Here is a 19,263-nt window from a genome sequence, read left to right as displayed (position 1 = left end):
GGCTGACCAGCACCACCCGGATCCACCCTTCACGTTGGGAGCAACACCTCATGCCTCGCAACTCCTCGCCCCGCAACCTGCGGGCGGGTGTGCTGGTCGCGGCCGTGGCCGCCGGCACGCTGAGCACCTTCTCTCCGGCCCAGGCCGTGGTCGGTGACGCGGCCGCCGACGGCACCTACACCGCCGCCGCCCGGATCGTCCTCGGCGACAACCTGCGCGGCTGCACCGGCGCGCTGGTGGACCGCTCCTGGGTGCTCACCGCCGCGTCGTGCTTCTCCGACGACCCGGCGCAGCCGCAGGCCCTCGTGGCCGGCGCGCCGAAGTGGAGCACCACCGTCACGGTCGGTGCCAAGTCCTCGCAGGTGGCCGAGCTGGTGCCGCGTCAGGACCGTGACCTGGTGATGGCCCGTCTCGCCACGCCCGTGGACGGCGTCGCCCCGCTGGCGCTGGCCGCCACCGCCCCGGCGGCCGGTCAGAGCTTGCGGGTGCCCGGTTTCGGCCGTACCAAGGACGAGTGGGTTCCGGGCAAGCTGCACAGCGGCGTGTTCAGCCTCGACTCGGTGGGCCCGACGGGCATCGGCACCACCGGTACGGGCGGCGCGGCGGTCTGCAAGGGCGACACCGGTGCCCCGGCGATCCGGGAGGTCAACGGCAAGGCCGAGCTGGTCGCCGTCGCCTCCCGCTCCTGGCAGGGCGGCTGCCTGAACGTGCCCGCCACCGAGACCCGCACCGGCGCGTACAGTTCCCGGGTCGACGACCTGGGTGACTGGGTGAAGGACCTGCGCTACCGCACGGCGGAGGTCAAGTCCGGCCTGCACGTGCAGATCATCGACATCAACAGCAGGCTGTGGGACACCGTCGCCGACGACAGGCCCGGTAAGTGGATCGGCAGCTGGTCGCCCGTCAACAGCGGCGCGCTGACCGCGGTGGACAGCGTCGCCATCGGCGACACCGTGCACGTCTTCGCCGTCGGCTCCGACGGCAAGGTCTACACCCACGACGGCAAGGCCGGCGGCGCGTGGACCCCGTGGGGCGAGGTGCCCGGTGGTGCCGGCGGGGCCAAGGGCATCACGGCCACGGCCCGGGGCAACACCGTCAGTCTCCAGATCATCGGCTCCGACGGCTCCCTCTACAGCACCCACGCCGACTACGCCGCCGGCGGCTGGCGCGGAAACTGGGAGCAGGTCGGCACCAACAACCTGAAGGCCATCACCAGCGCCACCACCCCGGACAACGTGGTCCACGTCTTCGCCGTCAACGAGGACAGCCGCGTGTACACCAGGGACCAGCTGACCAACGGTCAGTGGACGCCGTGGGGTGAGATCCCCGGTGGTGCCGTCGGTGTCCAGGGCATCACGGCCGCCGCCCGCGGCTACACCGTCGACCTCCAGATCATCGGCGGCGTCGGCGACCTGTTCACCACCTACGGCCACTACGACCTCGGTCACTGGGACCAGCAGTGGCAGAAGGTCAGCGACAACAGGCTGAAGGCCATCAGCAGCAGCGCCGAGGGCAACGTCGTCCATGTCGTCGCCGTCAACGAGGACGACAAGGTCTACACCCGCGACGCCGACTACAACGCGGGCCGGTGGACCGCGTGGGGCGAGGTCCCCGGCGGCGCCACGGGCGTCAAGACCATCACCGCCGCCACCACCGGCTGACCAGGCCCGCACCACGCCCCGCCGGACCGGCCGCAGGCCGCCGCGCGGTCGCCGGCCGGCGGGGCGCCCACCTTCTCGTACTCCTCAGGGGGGATTCCTGATGTCCCGCAAGTCCCAGGCCCGGTTCCGCCGGGCGGGTGTGCTGGTGGCGGCCGCTGCCGCCAGTTCGCTGAGCACCTTCTCTCCGGCCCAGGCCGTGGTCGGTGACGCGGCCGCCGACGGCACCTACGCCTCCACCGCTCGTCTGGTGATCGGTGACAGCCTGCGGGCCTGCACCGGTGCGCTGGTGGACCGTTCCTGGGTGCTCACCGCCGCGTCGTGCTTCGCCGACAACCCGGCGCAGCCGCAGGCGCTCGCGGCCGGCGCGCCGAAGTGGAAGACGACCGCCACCGTGGGCGCCAAGTCGTCCCAGGTGGCCGAACTGGTGCCGCGTCAGGACCGTGACCTGGTGCTGGCCCGTCTCACCACGCCCGTGGACGGCGTCGTCCCGCTGGCGCTGGCCGCCACCGCCCCGGCGGCGGGGCAGAGCCTGCGGGTGCCCGGTTTCGGCCGGACCAAGGACGAGTGGATCGCGAGCAAGCTCCACTCCGGTGCGTTCAGCCTCGACTCGGTCGGCGCGACGGGCATCGGCATCACGGGGACGGGCGGCGCGGCGGTGTGCAAGGGCGACACCGGTGCCCCGGCGGTCCGGGAGGTCAACGGCAGGGCCGAGCTGGTCGCCGTCGCCTCCCGCTCCTGGCAGGGCGGCTGCCTCGGCGAGACCGAGACCCGCACCGGCGCGTACGCGACCCGGGTCGACGACCTCGGCGGCTGGGTCAAGCAGGTGAAGGCCTCCCGTCCGGCCAGCGAGCTGTTCGCGGTCGGCGGCGACAACCAGGTCTGGGTCAACGAGGGCGGCTACACCACGAACGTGTGGGGCACCTTCGAGACCGTGGCGACCAGCAGTGGCGTGCGGCAGGTCAGCGCGGTCACCATGGGCGACAAGGTGCGCCTGTTCGGGATCGGCAGCGACCAGCGGATCTGGACCGCCGCCAAGGACACCGCCACCGACACCTGGAGCCCGTTCGACGCCGTTCCGGGCAACAGCGGCATCCGGCAGGTGACCGCCGTCGCGATGGGCGACAAGGTCCGCCTGTTCGCGATCGGCGGCGACAGCAGGATCTACACCGCCACCGGCGACTACACCGCCGGCACCTGGTCCGCGTTCGAGGCCCTGCCCAGCAGCTCCATCAAGCAGGTGACCGCCACCACCGTCGGCAACACCGTGCGCCTGTTCGCGATCGGCGGCGACGACAAGATCTGGACCACCACCGGCGACTACACCGCCGGGACGTGGACCACCTTCGAGGCGATCCCCAGCAGCGGCATCCGGCACATCGCCGCCACCACGCTCGGCAGCACCGTGCGGCTGTTCGCCGTCGGCGGCGACAGCAAGATCTGGACCACCGACAGCACCGCCAACGGCCCCTGGACCGCCTTCGACGCGGTGCCCGACGTCCTCGGCGCCAAGCAGGTCGCCACCACCACCATCGGCGACACCATCCGCCTGTTCGCCATCGGCACCGACGACAGGATCTGGACCGCCGACAAGAAGGCCGACGGCAGCTGGACGACCTTCTACCTCGTCCCCAGCAGCTCCATCCAGGGCATCGCCGCCACCAGCGGCTGACCCCGGCCCGTCCCCCTTCCCCGCGGGGGCCGTCGGCACTCGGCACGAGACCGACGCCCCCGCGGGTTCCCGCAGGCTCACCCGAAGGAAAGGTCCGCATGTCCCGCTCGCCCCGCAAGTCCCAGCTCCGCTCCCGGCGGGCGGGCGTGCTGGCCGCCGTGGCGGCCGCCGCCGCCGGCTCACTGACCACCTTCGCCCCGGCGAGCGCCGTCTCCGGCGCCGCGGCGGCCGACAACACCTCCACCAGCACGGCGCGGATCGTCATCGGCGACAACCTGCGCGGCTGCTCCGGCGCGCTGATCGACCAGTACTGGGTCCTCACCGCGGCTTCCTGCTTCGCCGACGACCCGGCGCAGCCGCAGGCCCTCGTGGCCGGTGCGCCGAAGTGGAGGACGACCGCCACCGTGGGCGCCAAGTCGGCCCAGGTGGTGGAGCTGGTGCCGCGTCAGGACCGCGACCTGGTGATGGCCCGTCTCGCCGCGCCGGTCGAGGGCGTGGCGCCGCTGGAGGTCGGCACCTCGGCGCCGGCGGCGGGGCAGAGCCTGCGGGTGCCCGGTTTCGGCCGGACCAAGGACGAGTGGGTGCCGGACAAGGTGCACAGCGGCGTGTTCAGCCTCGACACGGTCGGCGCGACGGGCGTCGGCATCACGGGGACGGGCGGTGCGGCGGTGTGCAAGGGCGACACCGGTGCCCCGGCGATCCGGGAGGTCAACGGCAGGGCCGAGCTGGTCGCCGTCGCCTCGCGCTCCTGGCAGGGCGGCTGCCTGGGCGTGGCCGCCACCGAGACCCGCACCGGCGCGTACGCGACCCGGGTCGACGACCTCGGGACGTGGATCACCAACGTCCGCCACTCCACCCCGTCGGGGAGCACCGTGAAGGCTTCGCCGTTCACGGTGGTCGACCCGGTCACCGGTCACCCGCTGACCTTCGTGCAGGACAGCCGCAACCACCTGTGGTCGGTCGATCCCAAGAACGAGGGCTGGGTCGACCTGGGCACCTACGCCGCGACCCGCCCCACCGCGATCGCCGATCCGGTGAGCAAGCACGTGATGGTGTACGTCAACGGGCCGGACAACAAGCTCTGGTCGTACGACCGCACCACCGGCCAGTGGACCGCCTTCGTCCCGACCCCGTCCGGCACGGTGCTGGCCCCCGACGCGGTGCCCCGCACCGTCGTCGACCCGGCGAACAACCACCTGGTCACCTTCGTCCGCGACACCGCCAGCCACCTGTGGTCCGTCGACCCGCAGGGCGAGGGCTGGTACGACTACGGCCCGCTGGCCGCCGCCGACCCCGTTCCGGTGATCAACCCGAACGACGGCCACATCGTCGTCCACGTCAACGGGCCGGACAACCGGCTGAACTCGATCGACCGCCGTGGCAACGGCCGGGTCGAGTTCGTCCCGACCACCTCCGGCACGGTGATGGCCCCCGACGCCGTACCCTCCACCGTGGTCGACCCCGCCACCGGGCACTTCACCACCTTCATCCGCGACACCGCCCACCACCTGTGGTCCGTCGACCCGTGGGGCCCGGGCTGGCGCGACTGGGGCGTGATGGCGGCCACCGACCCGGTCGCGATCGCCGACAAGGCCGGCAAGCGGACCGTGGTCCACGTCAACGGCCCGAACAACCGGCTGAACTCGCTGGACTTCTCCACCGGGACGTGGACCGAGTTCGTCCTCACCCCGGCCGGGACCGCGCTCGCCGCGGACACCGTCCCGCAGACCGTGGTCGACCCGGCGAACAACCACCTGGTCAGCTACGTGCGGGACGCCAACAACACCCTGTGGTCCGTCGACCCGGAGGGCCCGGGCTGGGTCCGCTTCCACGGCGGCCCCTCCGCCCCCTGACCCCTCGCCCGCTGACTTTTCCGCCTCCTGACCCTTCCGCCCGCCGAGCCCGGCGACCCGGATCCGGCCCGCCCCGCCACCCGCGGGGCGGGCCGTCCTCCGGCCGCCGGCAGGGTCACCGGCGAACCCCATCGGCGTCCCGCGCAGCCGCGCGGTGCCGCCCTTCCCGAACGCTCCAGGGAGATCCCTCATGTCCCGCAAGTCCCAGGTCCGCACCCGGCGGGCCGGCGTGCTGGTCGCGGCGGCCGCCGCCGGCACGCTGAGCACCTTCACCCCGGCCCAGGCCGTGGCCGGCGACCCGGCCGCCGACGGCAGCTACGCCTCCACCGCGCGCCTGGTGATCGGCGACAACCTGCGCTCCTGCACCGGTGCGCTCGTCGACCGCTACTGGGTCCTCACCGCGGCCTCCTGCTTCGCCGACGACCCGGCGCAGCCGCAGGCCCTCGCGGCCGGCGCGCCCAAGTGGAAGACCACCGCCACCGTCGGCCGCACCGATCTGACCACCTCCGCCGGCACGGTGACGGAGGTCGTGGAGCTGGCGCCGCGCCAGGACCGCGACCTGGTCCTGGCCCGGCTGGCCGCGCCGGTCACCGGCGTCGCCCCGCTCGCGGTCGCCACCACCGCCCCCGGCACCGGGGAGACGCTGCGGGTGCCCGGCTACGGCCGGACCAAGGACGAGTGGATCACCAACAAGCTGCACAGCGGTGCGTTCAGCCTCGACACGGTGAGCCCGACGGGCATCGGCATCACGGGGACGGGCGGTGCGGCGGTGTGCAAGGGCGACACCGGTGCTCCGGCGATCCGTCAGGTCAACGGCAAGGCGGAGCTGGTCGCCGTCGCCTCGCGCTCCTGGCAGGGCGGCTGCCTGGGCGTCCCGGCCACCGAGACCCGCACCGGCGCGTTCTCCTCCCGGGTGGACGACCTCGGCGCGTGGATCGACCAGGTCCGCGGCGGTTGGTGGGACACCGTCACCGCCAATCCGGCGGCCGGGAGTTCGGTCTACGACCCGGTCCGGAAGATCTCCACGGTCTTCGCCGTCGACAGCAACCGCCACGTGGTGTTCTCCTCCAGCTCGGACGGCGTGACCTGGAGCGGCTGGACGCAGATCGGCGGCAACTGGGCGTTCGCGAGCGTTCCCACGGCGCTGTACAACCCCGCGACCGACGCCATCGAGCTGTTCGCGATCGACACCGACGGTGTGCTCAAGCAGACCTACTGGCTGCCGAACGGCCAGGGCTGGAGCGACTGGTACGCCCAGGACTCCAACCGGAGGTTCACCGGCAGTCCCACGGCGGTCTACAACCCGGCGACGAAGACCGCGGAGGTCTTCGCCACCCAGACCAACGGCGGTGTCGCGCACTCCTACTACACGCAGGGCATGCCGAGGTGGAGCGGCTGGTACGGCATCTACGAGAACTGGCGGTTCGCGAGCAGCCCGAGCGCCGTCTACAACCCGTCCACCGGCGCCATCGAGCTGTTCGCGGTGGGCACCAACGGCGTGCTGTGCCAGACGTACTGGAAGCAGGACGGCGCGGACTGGCACGAGTGGTACTACCAGGACGACAACCGTCGGTTCACCGGCAGCCCCACGTCCGCCTACAACCCGGTCACCACGACTGTGGAGGTCTTCGCGACGCAGACCAACGGGGTCGTCGCGCACTCCTACTACACGCAGGGCATGCCGAAGTGGAGCGGCTGGTACGACGTCCCCGGCCGGCAGTTCGCGGGCTCGCCGGCGGCGGTCTTCGACCCCGCCACCGGAGGCTTCGAGCTGTTCGCGGTGGGCGGTGACGGCATCCTCTCCCGCACCGAGTGGATCCCCGACGGCAAGCCGTGGCGTGCCTGGACCGCCCTGGGCGACTGGAAGTTCACCGCCGGACGGTTCCCGACCGCGACGTTCAACGCCACGGCGGGCGTCATGGACCTCTTCGCCACCGGCCAGGACGGGGTCCTGAACCACGCCTCCTACAAGCCCGGCCCGGGCCAGGTCTGGGGCGGGCTGACGACCGTCCCCGGCAAGACCATGATCACCGGCTGACGGACGGCGGAGTCCCGAAGCACTCCGGGCCCGGCCGCTCCCCCGTCCCGGGGGGGGCGGCCGGGCCCGGGTCGTCGGGCGAACCGTCAGAGGGCCAACCCTCAGAGGGCGAGCCGTCAGCGTGCGAGCCGTCAGAGGCGCTCGGGCACCGGGTTGCCGACGGCCTCGATGGCGCGGCGGACCGGCACCCTCAGCAGGACGACGAAGCCGATGACGAAGAAGATCAGCAGCGAGATGATCGCCGAGCGGTAGCTGCCGGTGACCTGGTAGGCGAGGCCGAAGACGAGCGGGCCCATCCAGCTGGTGCCGCGGTCGCTGATCTTGTAGAAGCTGAAGTACTCGGCCTCCCGGCCCGGCGGGATCAGGTGGGAGAAGAGGGAGCGGGAGAGCGCCTGGCTGCCGCCGAGCACCAGGCCGATCATGCAGGCCAGGGCGTAGAACCAGGCGGGCTGGTGGGCGGGCATGACGTAGCCCAGGGCCAGGGTGACGACCCAGCCGACCAGGGAGCCGAGGATGGTCCGCTTGGCGCCGTACCGGTGGGCGATCCGGCCGAGCAGCAGGGCGCCGCCGATCGCCACGATCTGGACCAGGAGGATGGCGGTGACCAGGGAGGTCTGGTCCATGCCGAGTTCCTCGCTGCCGTAGATCGAGGCCTGCGAGACGACGGTCTGGATGCCGTCGTTGTAGCAGAGGAAGGCGGCGAGGTAGAGCAGCGTGAGCGGGTGTTCGCGCATGCCGCGCAGGGTGCGGCCGAGTTCGCGCAGGCTGCCGGCGGCGGGCTCGCCGTCCTGGGTCGGGGCCTCGGTGCCTCCGGCGACGGCGGTGCGGCCGGGGGCGACGCCCGCCCGGGAGGGCAGCCGCAGCAGTGGGACGAGGGTGAACAGCGCCCACCACAGGCCGGCCGAGGCGAGGCAGATCCGCACGGCGGTGCCGGCGTCCAGGCCGAACGCGTCGTGGCCCTGGAACAGCGCCAGATTGGCGATCAGCAGCAGTCCGCCGCCCGCGTAGCCGTAGGCCCAGCCCGTCGAGGAGACCTTGTCGCGCTGGTCGGGGGAGGCCAGGCCGGGCAGGTAGGCGTAGGAGAGCGCGACCGAGACGGCGTACGAGATGTTGGCGACCACCAGCAGGCCGGCGCCGAGCAGGTAGCGGTCACCGCTGAGGAAGAACATCCCCATGGTGGCGAGCGAGCCGAGGAACGCGAAGCCGCACATCAGCTCCTTGTGCCGCCCGGTGCGGTCGGCGACCGAACCGGTCAGCAGCATCGCCGCGACCGAGACCAGCACGGAGAGCGAGACCGTGTACGGGTAGAACGATCCCGCGGGGACCGACAGGCCGAGCGGGTGCACGTCGCCGGCCGCGTCGGCGGCGTCCTTGGTGATGCCGGTCAGGTACGGGCCGAGGAACACCGTCAGGACGGTGGAGGAGAAGGCGGCGGCGGCCCATTCGTTGACGTACCAGCCGAACTGCATCCGGCGCAGGGCCCGTCCGTCGGCGGCTGCCGTGTCCTCCGCTATGCGCTCCGCCGGGGCGGCCGCGGGGTCGGTCGGTGGGTCGTCCGGCAGGTGCGTCGCCGAGTTCGTGGTGCTCATGGGGTTCCCATCACCGTGCTGGAGCCGGTACTGCCGTCCGTCCAGCAGCCGCGCTCGCCGAGGACGTCCCGCAGGACGTCGATGCGATCGGACATGATGCCATCCACACCCAGGTCGAGGAGAGACCTGATCCGTGTGGGATCGTCCACAGTCCAGACGTGCACCTGGAGGCCGAGCCGGTGGGCGGTGCGGACGAAGGCCCGGTCGACCACCCGGACGCCCAGGTGCCGCTCCGGCACCTGCGCGCACAGCCCGGCGAACGGCGCTCCCGTCCGGGACCGCGGCCCCGGACGGGAGGACGGCAGGAACGATTCGGCCAGCGAGCGCAGCCGCAACCGGGCCACCTCGCGGGGGCCGAGCGAGGTGGCCAGCCGGGGGCCGGCGGCGGCCCGGACGGCGGCCAGCCGGCTGTCGGAGAAGCCGCCGACGCAGACCCGGTCCCAGGCGTCGGTCCGGCGGATCGCCTCGACCAGCGGTGCGACGGCCGGCGCCGCCTTGACGTCGATGTTGAAGCGGGCCCCGGGGAAGGAGCCGAGCAGGTCCTCCAGCAGCGGCACCGGCTCCGTCCCGCCGATCCGGGCCCGCCTGACGGCCTCCCAGGGCAGCTCCGCCACCGCCCCGGCGCGGTCGGTGACCCGGTCGAGGCGCTCGTCGTGGAAGGCCACCAGCACGCCGTCGGCGGTCGCGTGCACATCCGTCTCGAGGTAGCGGTACCCGAGCGCGACGGCGGCCTCGAAGGCGGCGAGCGAGTTCTCCGGGCGCCCGAGGTCACCACCCCGGTGGGCGAAGGCGAGCGGCCCGGGGTGGTCGAGGAAGGGGTGCATGTGGTGCTCCGAGCTGCGGGGGGAGGGGCCCGACGCCGCCCGCGAGACCAAGATCCGTGGGCATGCCGGCGCGTTACAGTATTACGCACCCTGTCAAGCGGTAACGGTCCCCGAGTGCAGGGCCCTGAACGGCCCTGAACGGCCCTGAACAGCCCTGAACGGCCCTGAACGGCCTTACAAGGACCGGAAAGGCCCGGGAAGTCCCGGAAGGCTCGCTACCCGCGGGGGTCGACCTGGACGAGGGCATGCCGCCCGTCGGTGCGCCACGGCGTCCCGGTGCCGTCCAGCCGGGCGACGGTGGCGGCGTCGAGGCCCACGACCACGTCCGACTTCAGCGTCCGCAGCGCCGCGACGGGGGAGGGGAAGTGCCCCGCCGCCCCGGCGAACGGCGTGGTCGGCGGCCAGAGCCGGTCGCCGACCAGCCGGCGGTAGTTGAGGTCCCCCTTGACGATCGTCAGCGCCGCACCGGCGAACTCGGCCCGCAGATCGGCCGGCAGGTCGTGGAACGGCAGCGGAGCGCAGAAGAACGGATGCGTACGGACCACGAGCGCACCGCCCTCCAGCGCCCGCCACAGCCGCCCGCCGACCGCCCCGGCCACCGGCGACGGCGCGGCGCGAAGCCGCCCGACCGCGGCGAGCACGTCGGCCGTCGTCGCGTCCGACACGAAGTACGGCTGCGGCTTGACGTACAGCACGACCCGCGCCGCCAGACCGTGCGCCAGCAGATGGTCGATCAGCACCAGGTCCGGCAGTAGCTCCCGGCCCGCGTTGTCCGCGACGACGCAGACCGTCCCGGCCCCGCTCCCGGCCCGCTCCAGAGCGGCCCGCAGCAGCGGACCGTCGTCGGCGGCGAGGTCCGGCGCCGACGCCCCCTGCGCGCCCGCGGTGATCCGGAAGCTGAGGTCCGCCCGGTTCCCCCACAGCGCGGAGGAGACCAGCGCCCGCGCGCGCCGCTCCTCCGGCAGCCCGTCGAGCCCGTCCAGCGCGGCCAGCTCCTCGTCCACCGCCGGCCCGTCCAGCTCGGCGCTCTTGAACGGCGCGAACGGATCGACGCCCTGCCAGGCACCGGGCCGGAAGTAGCCGGTGGCCTCCAGCAGCCGCCGGTAGAAGTAGCTCTCCGCCCACAGGAACGGCGCCTCGCCCCACGGCCTGCCCCACAGGCCCTCGCCCCAGGCCAGCCACCGCGCCCCGTCCGGAGCGTCCGCCTCCAGCGGCTCCAGCACCCCGCCGGTGCTCTCCGCCAGCAGCCGCTCGACCGCCGCCCGCTCGCCCGGCCCGTACGGCAGCGCGTCGAGGACCTGCCGGAGCAGCTTCGGGTGGCGCTCGTGGAACACCCCGTGGGCGAAGGACCCGGGCACGCCGCTCCGGATCACCGGCGGCGCGCCCGGGGCGCTGGTCACGTTCGACGGGTTCGGGCCCGACGGGTTCGGCTTCGACACGATCGGGGCTCGTCTCTACTCGTCCTCGGCGGCCGGAGCCACTGGCACGCCGAGTCTAGAGCCGGGCCGCTCCTCAGCCGCCCGCCCCACCGCGGACGTCCCGGCGCAGCCCGAGGATCTCCGCGACGGCATCCAGCCAGCGGGCGAGCAGCTGGTCGCCGTCGACGGTGGTGACGGTGGTGGCCGCCGAGCCCAGCCAGTCCCGGGCGAGCCGGGCCGGCCCGGCCCCGGGCAGCGGTTCGGGCAGGTCCGCGGCGTAGCGGGCGCCGCCGCTGCGCACCACCTCGGCGAGGAAGGCGAGCGAGCGGGGGAGCACCCCCAGCCGGTCGGCGGCCAGGGCGGCCGCGACGGCGCCCTCGCCGAACAGCGCGGCCCGGTGCGGGCCGGCGAAGGCCAGGCCGTAGCGGAGCATGGCGGACACGTCGAGCCGGAGCAGCTCGTCGTCGGACTTGGGGCGGAAGCGGTCCTCGGAGCTCATCGGACCGTCACCGTGTAGGTGGTGCGCACGATCATCTTCCTGTTCTCGTCGCTGGGGGCGGGAAGGTTGCAGTAGCCGCGGAAGCAGTTGAGGAGGGTGACGGCGGTGGTCCCGCTGCCCTTGGCCTCGAAGGTGTAGAAGCGGGTGCCGCCGACGCCGTCCGCGGTCTTCGACTTCTCCGGGAGGTCGAGCTTCTCGTCGGCCAGGGCGGCGACCGCGGCGTCCGGCTTCGGGTCCGCGACGCTCCAGCGGTCGCCGACCGAGGTGTTGTCCCGGACGGCGACGGTGAAGCGCTCGCCGACGGCGAGGGTGACCGAGCGCTCCTCCGGGCCGAGCAGCCGGCCCCGGTCCGGTCCACCCGGTCCGTCCTGTCCACAGGCCGTCAGCCCGACCGTCAGCCCAGCGGCCAGGACGGCCGCCGATGCCGCCGCCCGCACCGGCTTGCTCGCGAACACCCTTACCACCCCGGTCACTTCGGCAGGTGGACGGCGTAGGCGGTGGGCAGCCGGTCGTCCGAGGCCCCGGCCATGCGGCCGTTGACGAAGTCCTCCTCGCTGACCCAGGTGGTGGTGCCCCACGGGTTGTAGATCTGCAGCATGTTGCCCTCCTGGCCGACGATCATCATCGCGTGGCCCGACCGCTTGCCGTCCTTGTCGTAGCCCTCGACCCCGACCGGCACCGGCTTGCCGTCGGCGACCGCCTTCTCGATGTCCGGCAGGAGCTCCCGCCGGGAGTCGGCGTCCGGCATCTTCTTGTAGTCGAACTCGGCGCCGGTGTGCGGGCTGACCTCCTTCTCCAGCACCTTCTCCTTGCCGTCCGGCCCCATGCCGTCCCAGTTGTCGCCGCCGTCGCCCTCCTGGTGCACCCGGTGCTGCTCGGCCAGCAGCCGCTGCTGGAACGCCGCCGGGTCGTCCTCCTGGCCGGTCGGGCCGCCGGTCAGGTCCAGCGCGTAGAGCGGGTCGACCATCGCCCGGGCGGTGACGGTGGAGGAGGCGACACAGGTGCCCTCGGTGTCCGCCTGCTTCCAGTTGGCGCCGTCGAAGGTCACCTGGTCGGTGTTCTTGTTGGAGCCGTTGTCGTTGGTGCCGCCGCTGGAGGTGTCCTCGTCCTCGGTGTAGACCGGCGAGAGGTGCGTCCGGAGCCACTCCGGGTCCTTGCCGTGGATCTTGCCCTGGAAGGCGCGGATCTCGTCCATGTTGTGACCGGCCGCCAGCGCCTTCATCAGGTAGGCGCGCTCCTGCGGGGACTTGGAGTCGGCGAGCAGCTTCTCGAAGTCCGCCCGGTCCTTCTCGTTCATCTTGTCCAGGTACTCGCCGGACCGCTTCATGTCGTTGGCGGTCAGCAGCTCGTTCAGCTCGGTCGGACCGTCCGGACCGGAGGTCTCGGCCAGCACGAGCTTGTCGGCGGCGGTGACCGCGCCGGTCTTCATCTTGCCCGCGCGGGCCTCCGAGGCCAGCTTGTTCAGGTCGCGGGCCGCCGCCCGGGCCGCCTCGTCGGCGTGCTTGGCAGCGGCCAGCATCGACTCGACGTACGGGGCGGCGGCCTGCTGCGCCTTCTTGCGCTCCTCCTCCTCGTCGTCGTCCTCGACCAGGTCGTCGAACCAGCCGTCCTCGCCGCCCAGCGAGCTCAGCACCTGCTGGAGCCCGGAGCGCGCGGAGCCGTCCTGGGCCTGGGCGGTGCGCAGCGCGTCCGCGAGGTGGAGCAGGGCTATCCCGCCGTTGTGGAGCGCGCTGGTCTGCTGGTCGACGGCGCGGGCGGCGGCGGCCACCACCTCGGCGGCCTTGGCGCCGGTCGAACCGGTCCAGACGTCCGGCAGCCCGGAGGCGGCGACCGCCTGGACGTCCTGGTGGAGCTGGTTGGAGTCGGCGGCCGCGTTCTTGTAGCGGTTGCCGGTGGCCTCGATGGTGCCCACGTCCCCGACCGGCGCGTGGACCGCGAGCGCGCCCTTGATCGCGGAGATCAGCTCGTTCTTGCTGTCCGCCTCGCGGACGCCCTTCAGCCGGTCGCTCAGCGCCTTGCAGCGCTGCGTGGTGGATTCGCCTGCCATGGTGGCGAGTTCGCCCCCTGTTCCCGTTGCCCGTGGTGTGGTTCCCGCCGCTGCTCGGCGGCTGTTCGCGTGCTGCCCGCCGGCGGTTCGCGAGCTGCCCGTCGGTCGCCCGTGAGCTGCTCGTGAGCTGCTGGGCCGCCCGGCCTCAGCCGAAGGGCCGGTACTCGCCGCTGCCCGCGGCCGCGAGGTCCTTCACCACGGTGCCGTCGGCCGACTGGTAGCCGGCCGCGGAACTCCGCACCTTGCCCGCCAGTTCGCTCAGCGCGCTCTTGACGGTGGCGGTCTCCGCCTGCCAGGCGCTGCTGAAGTTCTGGTACGCCGGGTCGACGTCCTCGCCGCCGAACACGTCCGGGGCGTAGCACACCGGATCGCTGATCGCCGTCCCGATCTTCCCCTCGTCCCCGGACGCCTTGTCCAGCGCCTTCGCCTGGCCCTCGGCCCCGCCGGCCTGGATCGCGTACCCCGACCCCTGCGCCATGGTTCACCCCTCGTGCGTCCCCCGAGCCGTCCGCGCGACGGCGTCCGAGCACCATACGGGCCCTCAGGTGCCCGGGCAATTCGTATCGCGCCTGGTGGGAGCGCTGTTGCGAATTCATGACAGAGCGTCCACCGATCGGTCACGGCGCACCGCCGAGGCCGGCCGGCGCCGTCCCGTCAGCGCGCCGCCGGTGTCCTGTCAGCGGTGACAGCGTCGTGTCCGCGTCCCGTCCGCGTCGTGCAAGTGGCCCGTCCCAGAGTGCTGTTGAACACCGAGCGACCCATGGGAGGTCACCATGTCGAACAGCATCCGGCCGCACTCCGGCCCGCGCACCACCTCGGTCCTGGTCTCCGGCGCGGGGATCGCCGGCACCGCCCTCGCGTACTGGCTGAACCGCTACGGCTTCCACGTCACGGTCGTGGAGCGGGCCCCCTCGCTGCGCGGCGGCGGGCAGGCGGTGGACATCCGCGGCACCGCCCTCACGGTGGTCGAGCGGATGGGTCTGCTGGAGCAGGCCCGGGACCGCCGGACGGGGCTGCGCGGGATGTCCGTGGTCGACGCGGACGGCCGGGAGCTGCGCCGCAGCACGGAGTGGACGGCGACCGGCGGGTCGATCGACGGCCCGGACGTGGAGATCCTGCGCGACGAACTCGCCGAGCTGATCGCCGGAGCGGAGAAGAGCGGCACGGCCGCCGGGCCCGGCGTTGAGTACCGCTTCGACGACGCGATCGACACCCTGGTGCAGCACCCCGAGGGCGTCGAGGTCCGGTTCCGCAGCGGCACCGAGCGCTCCTTCGACCTGCTCGTCGGCGCCGACGGCCTGCACTCGAACACCCGGCGCCTCGTCTTCGGCCCCGAGGCGGACTACCTCCACCCCATCGGCACCTACCTCGCCGGCTGGAGCGCCCCCAACCATCTCGGCCTCGACCGCTGGGAGGTCGCCCACCAGGACGGCGACGACCCGAACTGGTTCAGCATGGCGATGACCGTCCGCGACAACAGCGAACTGCGCGTCTTCGTCGGCTTCCACAGCGACGAGCCGCTCGCCGGCATGCTCCCGCGCGACCCGGCCCGGCAGCGGCAGCTGGTGGCCGAGCGATCCGCCCACGCGCGCTGGGAGCTGCCGCGCTTCCTGGAGGCGATGTGGGAGACCGACGCCTTCCACTACGACGTCATCGCCCAGATCCGGATGGACCGCTGGTCCAAGGACCGCGTCGTCCTGCTCGGCGACGCCGGCTACTGCTGCTCCCCGGCCACCGGCCAGGGCACCAGCGTGGCCCTGACCGCCGCCTACGTCCTGGCGGGCGAACTGCGCGCGGCCGACGGCGACCACCGCACGGCCTATCCGGCCTACGAGCGGCGGCTGCGCGACCACGTGGCCGCCAACCAGGCGATCCTCGAACTGACCGGGGACCGCGAGGCCCGGTCCGAGAGCGTCGCGAACCCCGGACAGGCCGACTCGAAGCTGGAGGCGGCCTTCCGGGCGGCCCTCGACTTCGACCTGCCGGACTACTGACCGGGGCTTCCCGTACCGGCCCGAACCCGGGAATCCGGGCCCGGGCCGGCCGGGCGCGGGCCGTAGCGCCCGGCGCCCGGCGCCCGCCCGACCGCGGCGCCTACCCGGCGACGGCCGGGGAGAGCTCCGCGGCGAGCCGGCGCAGATCGGCGCCGTACTCGGGGTTGGCGAGCGCGGCGGCGAACTGGGCGCGGAGGTAGGCGGCGGGGTTGCCGGTGTCGTACCAGGTGCCGGCGATGACCTGCCCGTAGACCGCGCGCCGCGCCGCGTAGGCGTTGATGGCGTCGGTCAGGTAGACCTCGTCCTCGGGCTTCTCGTGCCACCGGAGGGTCAGTTCGCGCAGCTCGTCGACGATGCCGGGGGTGATGACGTAGCCGCCGATCGCCGCGTACGCGGAGGGGGCGTCGGCCGGCTTCGGCTTCTCGACCAGGCCGGTGATCCGCAGCGATCCGCCGCCGAGGTCCTCCTTCACCACCGGCACGCCGTAGCGGTAGGAGTCCTCGGGAGCCATCGGCATCAGCGCGAGCACCGGCGCGTTGGTCTGCTCGTACGCCCGGATCAGCTGCTGCGCGCGGGGGACCTCGGCCACGAAGACGTCGTCGGGCCAGAGCACCAGGCAGGGCTCGTCGCCGAAGTGGCGGGCGGCGTTGAGCACCGGGGTGCCGTTGCCGTACGGGCCGTGCTGGTAGAGGTAGCTGATGTGGCCCTTGCGGGACAGCTCGCCGACCTCCTCGACCGCCGCCGCGAAGGCCGCCTTGCCGTCCCGGCGCAGTTGCTCGACCAGGACGGGGTTGGGGCGGAAGTGCTCCTGGATCAGGCCCTTGTCGCCGTTCACGACGATGGTGATGTCGGTGATGCCGCTCTCGATCAGCTCGCGCACGGTGTGTTCGATGACCGGCTTGTCGCCGACGGGCAGCATCTCCTTCGGCGTGGCCTTGGTCAGCGGCAGGAGGCGGGAGCCGAGGCCGGCGGCGGGGATGACGGCTCGGCGGATCGTCCTGGGGGCCATGTGGCGCTCTCTCGTTTCGTGGCTGGTGCGGCCGCCGCGGTGGCACGGCGTCCCGGCCGACGCTATCAAGCCGTGACGTGCCGTTAAGTGGACGGTCGGCGTACGGAAGTTGGCCCCGCGGAAGCCGTCCGGATGCACCCGGGGCCGCGAGCGGTCCCGCCGCGCGGAGGGCGGTCGCGGCGAGACCGGGCCCTTTTTGCTCCCGGGTCGTTGCCCACAGCGGCAGACCACCCGAGGACGACCACCGGAGGCACCTCATGACGGACGAGACCGGCGCGACGGACGAGGCCGGCGCGATGACCGAAGCCGGCGCGATGACCGAGCCCGGAGCGGAGGACTGGCCCGCCCTGCCGCCGTACCGCAGCTACAGCTGGGAGGACGAGCAGGGCGCCGTCCACTTCACCCTCTACCCGGGCGAGGAGGAGGCCGACGAGGAGCTCAAGGCCGTGTTCCGCGCCAGGGGCGCCCGGATGCTGGCCGACATGATCGCCGACCAGGAGGCGGAACACACCCCGCCGTTCCCCGGCATGCCGAGGCTCCGACTGATCCACGGCGAAGGCTCCGCCTGACCACCCCGACGAGCCCCCGCACTCGCTCCAACCCGCCCCGGCGTGCGCGCCCCGGCGTGTACGCCGGCGGTGTGCGCCGGATTTCCGGCTGATGCGGGGCCTGATGGGCCGGAATGAGCCGGAATAGGCCGGAACGGACCGGGATGGGACCGGGGGGGGGCGGACCACCGGCCGCCGACCGCCGTGAAGGCGTCGGTCGGCGGCCGCGAGCCGTCAGCCCTTGCCGCCCGCCTTCAGCACCTGGGCCGCGGCCACGCCCGCCGCGCTGAAGCCGTGCCCGCCGCCCTCGACCTCGGCGGCCACGGCGAGGTCGCCGCGGTAGGCGATGAACCAGCTGTTGTTGGCCTGGCCGCCGGCCTCGACGGTGCCGGTCTTGGCGCCGATCTGACCGGACAGGCCGGCCATCGGGGTCCGGGCGGTGCCCTGGGTGGCGGTCTTGGACATCATGGCGCGCAGGTCCCGGGCGACGTCCGCCGGCAGCTTGCCGGGCGCCGTCGCCCGCTTGACGTCCTCGCGCAGGACGGGCTGGCGGAAGGTCCCGCTCTGCACGGTGGCGGCGACCGAGGCCATCGCCAGCGAGTTGGCCTGGATCCGGCCCTGGCCGATGTACGAGGCCGCGGCCTCGTCCTTGTTCCCGGGCGCCGGGATGGTGACGTCCCGGCTCGGGACGCCGATGTGCCACTCCAGGCCGAGCCCGAACTGGTCGTGGGCCACCGTGCCCAGGGTGCCGGGCTGGAGCTTCTCCAAGCCCTTGTCGATGAAGCCGGTGTTGCAGGAGTGCGAGAAGTCATCGGCGAGCGTGTAGGACGGGAAGTCGCCGGGCTCGTCGTTGTGCCAGGCGCGCGGGGAGTAGGTGGTGGCCTTGCAGGGCACCACGGTGTCCGGGCTCACCCCGGCCTCCAGCAGGGCGGCCGAGGTGATCACCTTCATCGTCGAGCCGGGCGGCTGGCCGCCCGCGATCGCGCGGTTGAAGCCGCCCTGCGGCGCGTACGCCATCGCCAGGATGTTGCCGGTGCTCGGCTGGATGGCCACCAGCGAGGCCGGATTGCCGTTCGCCGACTGCTGCTTGACCGCCTCCTCGGCCACCTGCTGGAGGTCGGCGTCCAGGGTGAGCTTGACCTGCGGGGCGCTCGCCGGGGTCAGTATGAACAGCTGGTCCTGCTCGCTGCCGCCGCCCCCGCCGGAGAGCGTCACGGCCCGGCCGGTGGCGGCGGTGGCGCCGTCCGGCGGGGCGATCTGGGGCAGGACGCCGCGCAGCGACGGGAAGGCGTCGAGCGGCCGGCCCTTGCGGTCGGTGGGCTTGGACACGGCGTTGGGCAGCGCCTTCACCGCGATGGTCCGGCCCGGGGTGAGCTGCGGGTGGATCACGGACGGCTTCCAGCGCACCACGGGCCGTCCGTCCTGGGAGCGGACGAAGCTCAGCACGCTGTCGTACTCCCAGGCGTCCGGGGTGCCCTCGAACTCCGCCTTCACCCGGAAGCCGAGCGCCGGCTCGCTCGGGGTGTCGGCCTGCGCGCGGCCCGTCCCGGTCAGGGCGAGCGAGCGGGGGCCCACCTGCTCCTGGAACGTGGTCAGCGCGGCGCGGGCGGTTTCCGGCCGGTCGGTCAGACCGGCGGCGGCCGCGATGTCGCCGCGGCTCCAGGCCGCCAGGAACTCCTTGGCCGCCGCCTCGGCCTGCTCGGCGGTCGGCGGGTCCTGCGGGGCCTTCGCCACGGTTTCGGAACCCTGGTGGCCGCCGCCGGACGGGCCGTTGTCCGTCACGGCGTTCAGCACGTTGTAGGCGCCGTAGCCGCCGACGGCCAGCAGGGCGGCGAACACCCCGCCGGCCGCCACCATCACGACCCGGCGCGTGGTCGACCGGCGAGGGGCCTCGCGGTCGTCCCCCTCGTGCTCGTCGAACGGCTCGTAGCCGGCGTCGTCGTCGGCGAGTTCGTCGTACTCCTGGTGCGGGCCGTAGCCGTCCCGCGGGTGGAACCCGTCGTGCCCGTGGAGTCCGTCGTTCCCGTCGTGCCCGCCGTGCCCGTCATCCTCCTCGTACCTGTCGTACTCGTCGTGCCGGTCGTTCTTCCGCTCCCCGGACATGGCTCCGTCCC

General features: G+C 73.2%; 15 protein-coding genes. 6 read left to right on the top strand and 9 right to left on the bottom strand.

The genetic code is table 11. The features are described from left to right. The first annotated feature begins 50 nt into the window (after positions 1-50). From ACFWP2_RS16735 to ACFWP2_RS16720, 4 genes are all read left to right on the top strand, one after another. Complete coding sequence (locus tag ACFWP2_RS16735; RefSeq protein ID WP_380451713.1) at positions 51-1,661, top strand: trypsin-like serine protease; 1,611 nt, start codon at positions 51-53, stop codon at positions 1,659-1,661. Between the two features lie 100 nt (positions 1,662-1,761). Then, a complete protein-coding gene (locus tag ACFWP2_RS16730; protein ID WP_380451711.1) occupies positions 1,762-3,330 on the top strand; it encodes a trypsin-like serine protease in 1,569 nt (522 codons plus the stop codon). Between the two features lie 98 nt (positions 3,331-3,428). Continuing rightward, complete coding sequence (locus ACFWP2_RS16725) at positions 3,429-5,183, top strand: trypsin-like serine protease (RefSeq protein WP_380451709.1); 1,755 nt, start codon at positions 3,429-3,431, stop codon at positions 5,181-5,183. Between the two features lie 190 nt (positions 5,184-5,373). After that, a complete protein-coding gene (locus ACFWP2_RS16720; protein ID WP_380451707.1) occupies positions 5,374-7,221 on the top strand; it encodes a trypsin-like serine protease in 1,848 nt (615 codons plus the stop codon). A 131-nt stretch (positions 7,222-7,352) separates the two neighbouring features. On the opposite strand, the gene ACFWP2_RS16715 is transcribed toward ACFWP2_RS16720, so the two are convergent. The 7 genes from ACFWP2_RS16715 to ACFWP2_RS16685 all read right to left on the bottom strand — a co-directional run bounded on the left by ACFWP2_RS16715 (position 7,353) and on the right by ACFWP2_RS16685 (position 14,076). Further along, a complete protein-coding gene (locus tag ACFWP2_RS16715; protein WP_380451723.1) occupies positions 7,353-8,690 on the bottom strand; it encodes an MFS transporter in 1,338 nt (445 codons plus the stop codon). Between the two features lie 116 nt (positions 8,691-8,806). After that, positions 8,807-9,634: a glycerophosphodiester phosphodiesterase gene (locus tag ACFWP2_RS16710; protein ID WP_380451705.1), complete on the bottom strand. Its 828-nt coding sequence runs from the start codon at positions 9,632-9,634 to the stop codon at positions 8,807-8,809. A 215-nt stretch (positions 9,635-9,849) separates the two neighbouring features. Beyond that, on the bottom strand, positions 9,850-11,034 hold the full coding sequence (locus ACFWP2_RS16705; protein ID WP_380451703.1) for a damage-control phosphatase ARMT1 family protein: 1,185 nt from the start codon (positions 11,032-11,034) through the stop codon (positions 9,850-9,852). Between the two features lie 112 nt (positions 11,035-11,146). Then, positions 11,147-11,551 carry a hypothetical protein gene (locus ACFWP2_RS16700; protein ID WP_380451701.1) on the bottom strand — a complete coding sequence of 135 codons (405 nt, stop codon included), beginning with the start codon at positions 11,549-11,551 and terminating at the stop codon, positions 11,147-11,149. Continuing rightward, entirely contained in the window at positions 11,548-12,006 is a 459-nt protein-coding gene (locus tag ACFWP2_RS16695; protein ID WP_380451699.1) for a protease inhibitor I42 family protein, read from the bottom strand. The genes ACFWP2_RS16700 and ACFWP2_RS16695 overlap by 4 nt, the downstream gene beginning before the upstream one ends. Positions 12,007-12,020: 14 nt before the next feature. Beyond that, entirely contained in the window at positions 12,021-13,598 is a 1,578-nt protein-coding gene (locus ACFWP2_RS16690; RefSeq protein ID WP_380451697.1) for a peptidoglycan-binding protein, read from the bottom strand. A 145-nt stretch (positions 13,599-13,743) separates the two neighbouring features. Beyond that, positions 13,744-14,076 carry a hypothetical protein gene (locus tag ACFWP2_RS16685; RefSeq protein WP_380451695.1) on the bottom strand — a complete coding sequence of 111 codons (333 nt, stop codon included), beginning with the start codon at positions 14,074-14,076 and terminating at the stop codon, positions 13,744-13,746. Between the two features lie 295 nt (positions 14,077-14,371). On the opposite strand from ACFWP2_RS16685, the gene ACFWP2_RS16680 reads away from it, so the two are divergent. Beyond that, positions 14,372-15,592 carry an FAD-dependent monooxygenase gene (locus ACFWP2_RS16680; protein WP_380451693.1) on the top strand — a complete coding sequence of 407 codons (1,221 nt, stop codon included), beginning with the start codon at positions 14,372-14,374 and terminating at the stop codon, positions 15,590-15,592. 100 nt (positions 15,593-15,692) lie between these two features. Here ACFWP2_RS16680 and ACFWP2_RS16675 read toward each other — a convergent pair whose 3' ends face one another. Further along, positions 15,693-16,601, bottom strand: a complete 909-nt coding sequence (locus ACFWP2_RS16675) for a UTP--glucose-1-phosphate uridylyltransferase (RefSeq protein ID WP_360355139.1) — start codon at positions 16,599-16,601, stop codon at positions 15,693-15,695. A gap of 257 nt (positions 16,602-16,858) precedes the next feature. On the opposite strand from ACFWP2_RS16675, the gene ACFWP2_RS16670 reads away from it, so the two are divergent. Further along, the gene (locus tag ACFWP2_RS16670; RefSeq protein WP_380451690.1) at positions 16,859-17,170 is read left to right on the top strand and encodes a hypothetical protein; all 312 of its coding nucleotides are present in this window, start codon (positions 16,859-16,861) and stop codon (positions 17,168-17,170) included. A gap of 213 nt (positions 17,171-17,383) precedes the next feature. On the opposite strand, the gene ACFWP2_RS16665 is transcribed toward ACFWP2_RS16670, so the two are convergent. After that, entirely contained in the window at positions 17,384-19,252 is a 1,869-nt protein-coding gene (locus ACFWP2_RS16665; RefSeq protein ID WP_380451688.1) for a penicillin-binding transpeptidase domain-containing protein, read from the bottom strand. Positions 19,253-19,263: the final 11 nt, after the last annotated feature.

Source organism: Kitasatospora sp. NPDC058444 (assembly GCF_042721415.1).
Taxonomy (GTDB): Bacteria; Actinomycetota; Actinomycetes; order Streptomycetales; family Streptomycetaceae; genus Kitasatospora.
The sequence above is the reverse complement of the archived record's forward strand: the minus strand, read 5'-3'. Positions and strand labels throughout refer to the sequence as shown.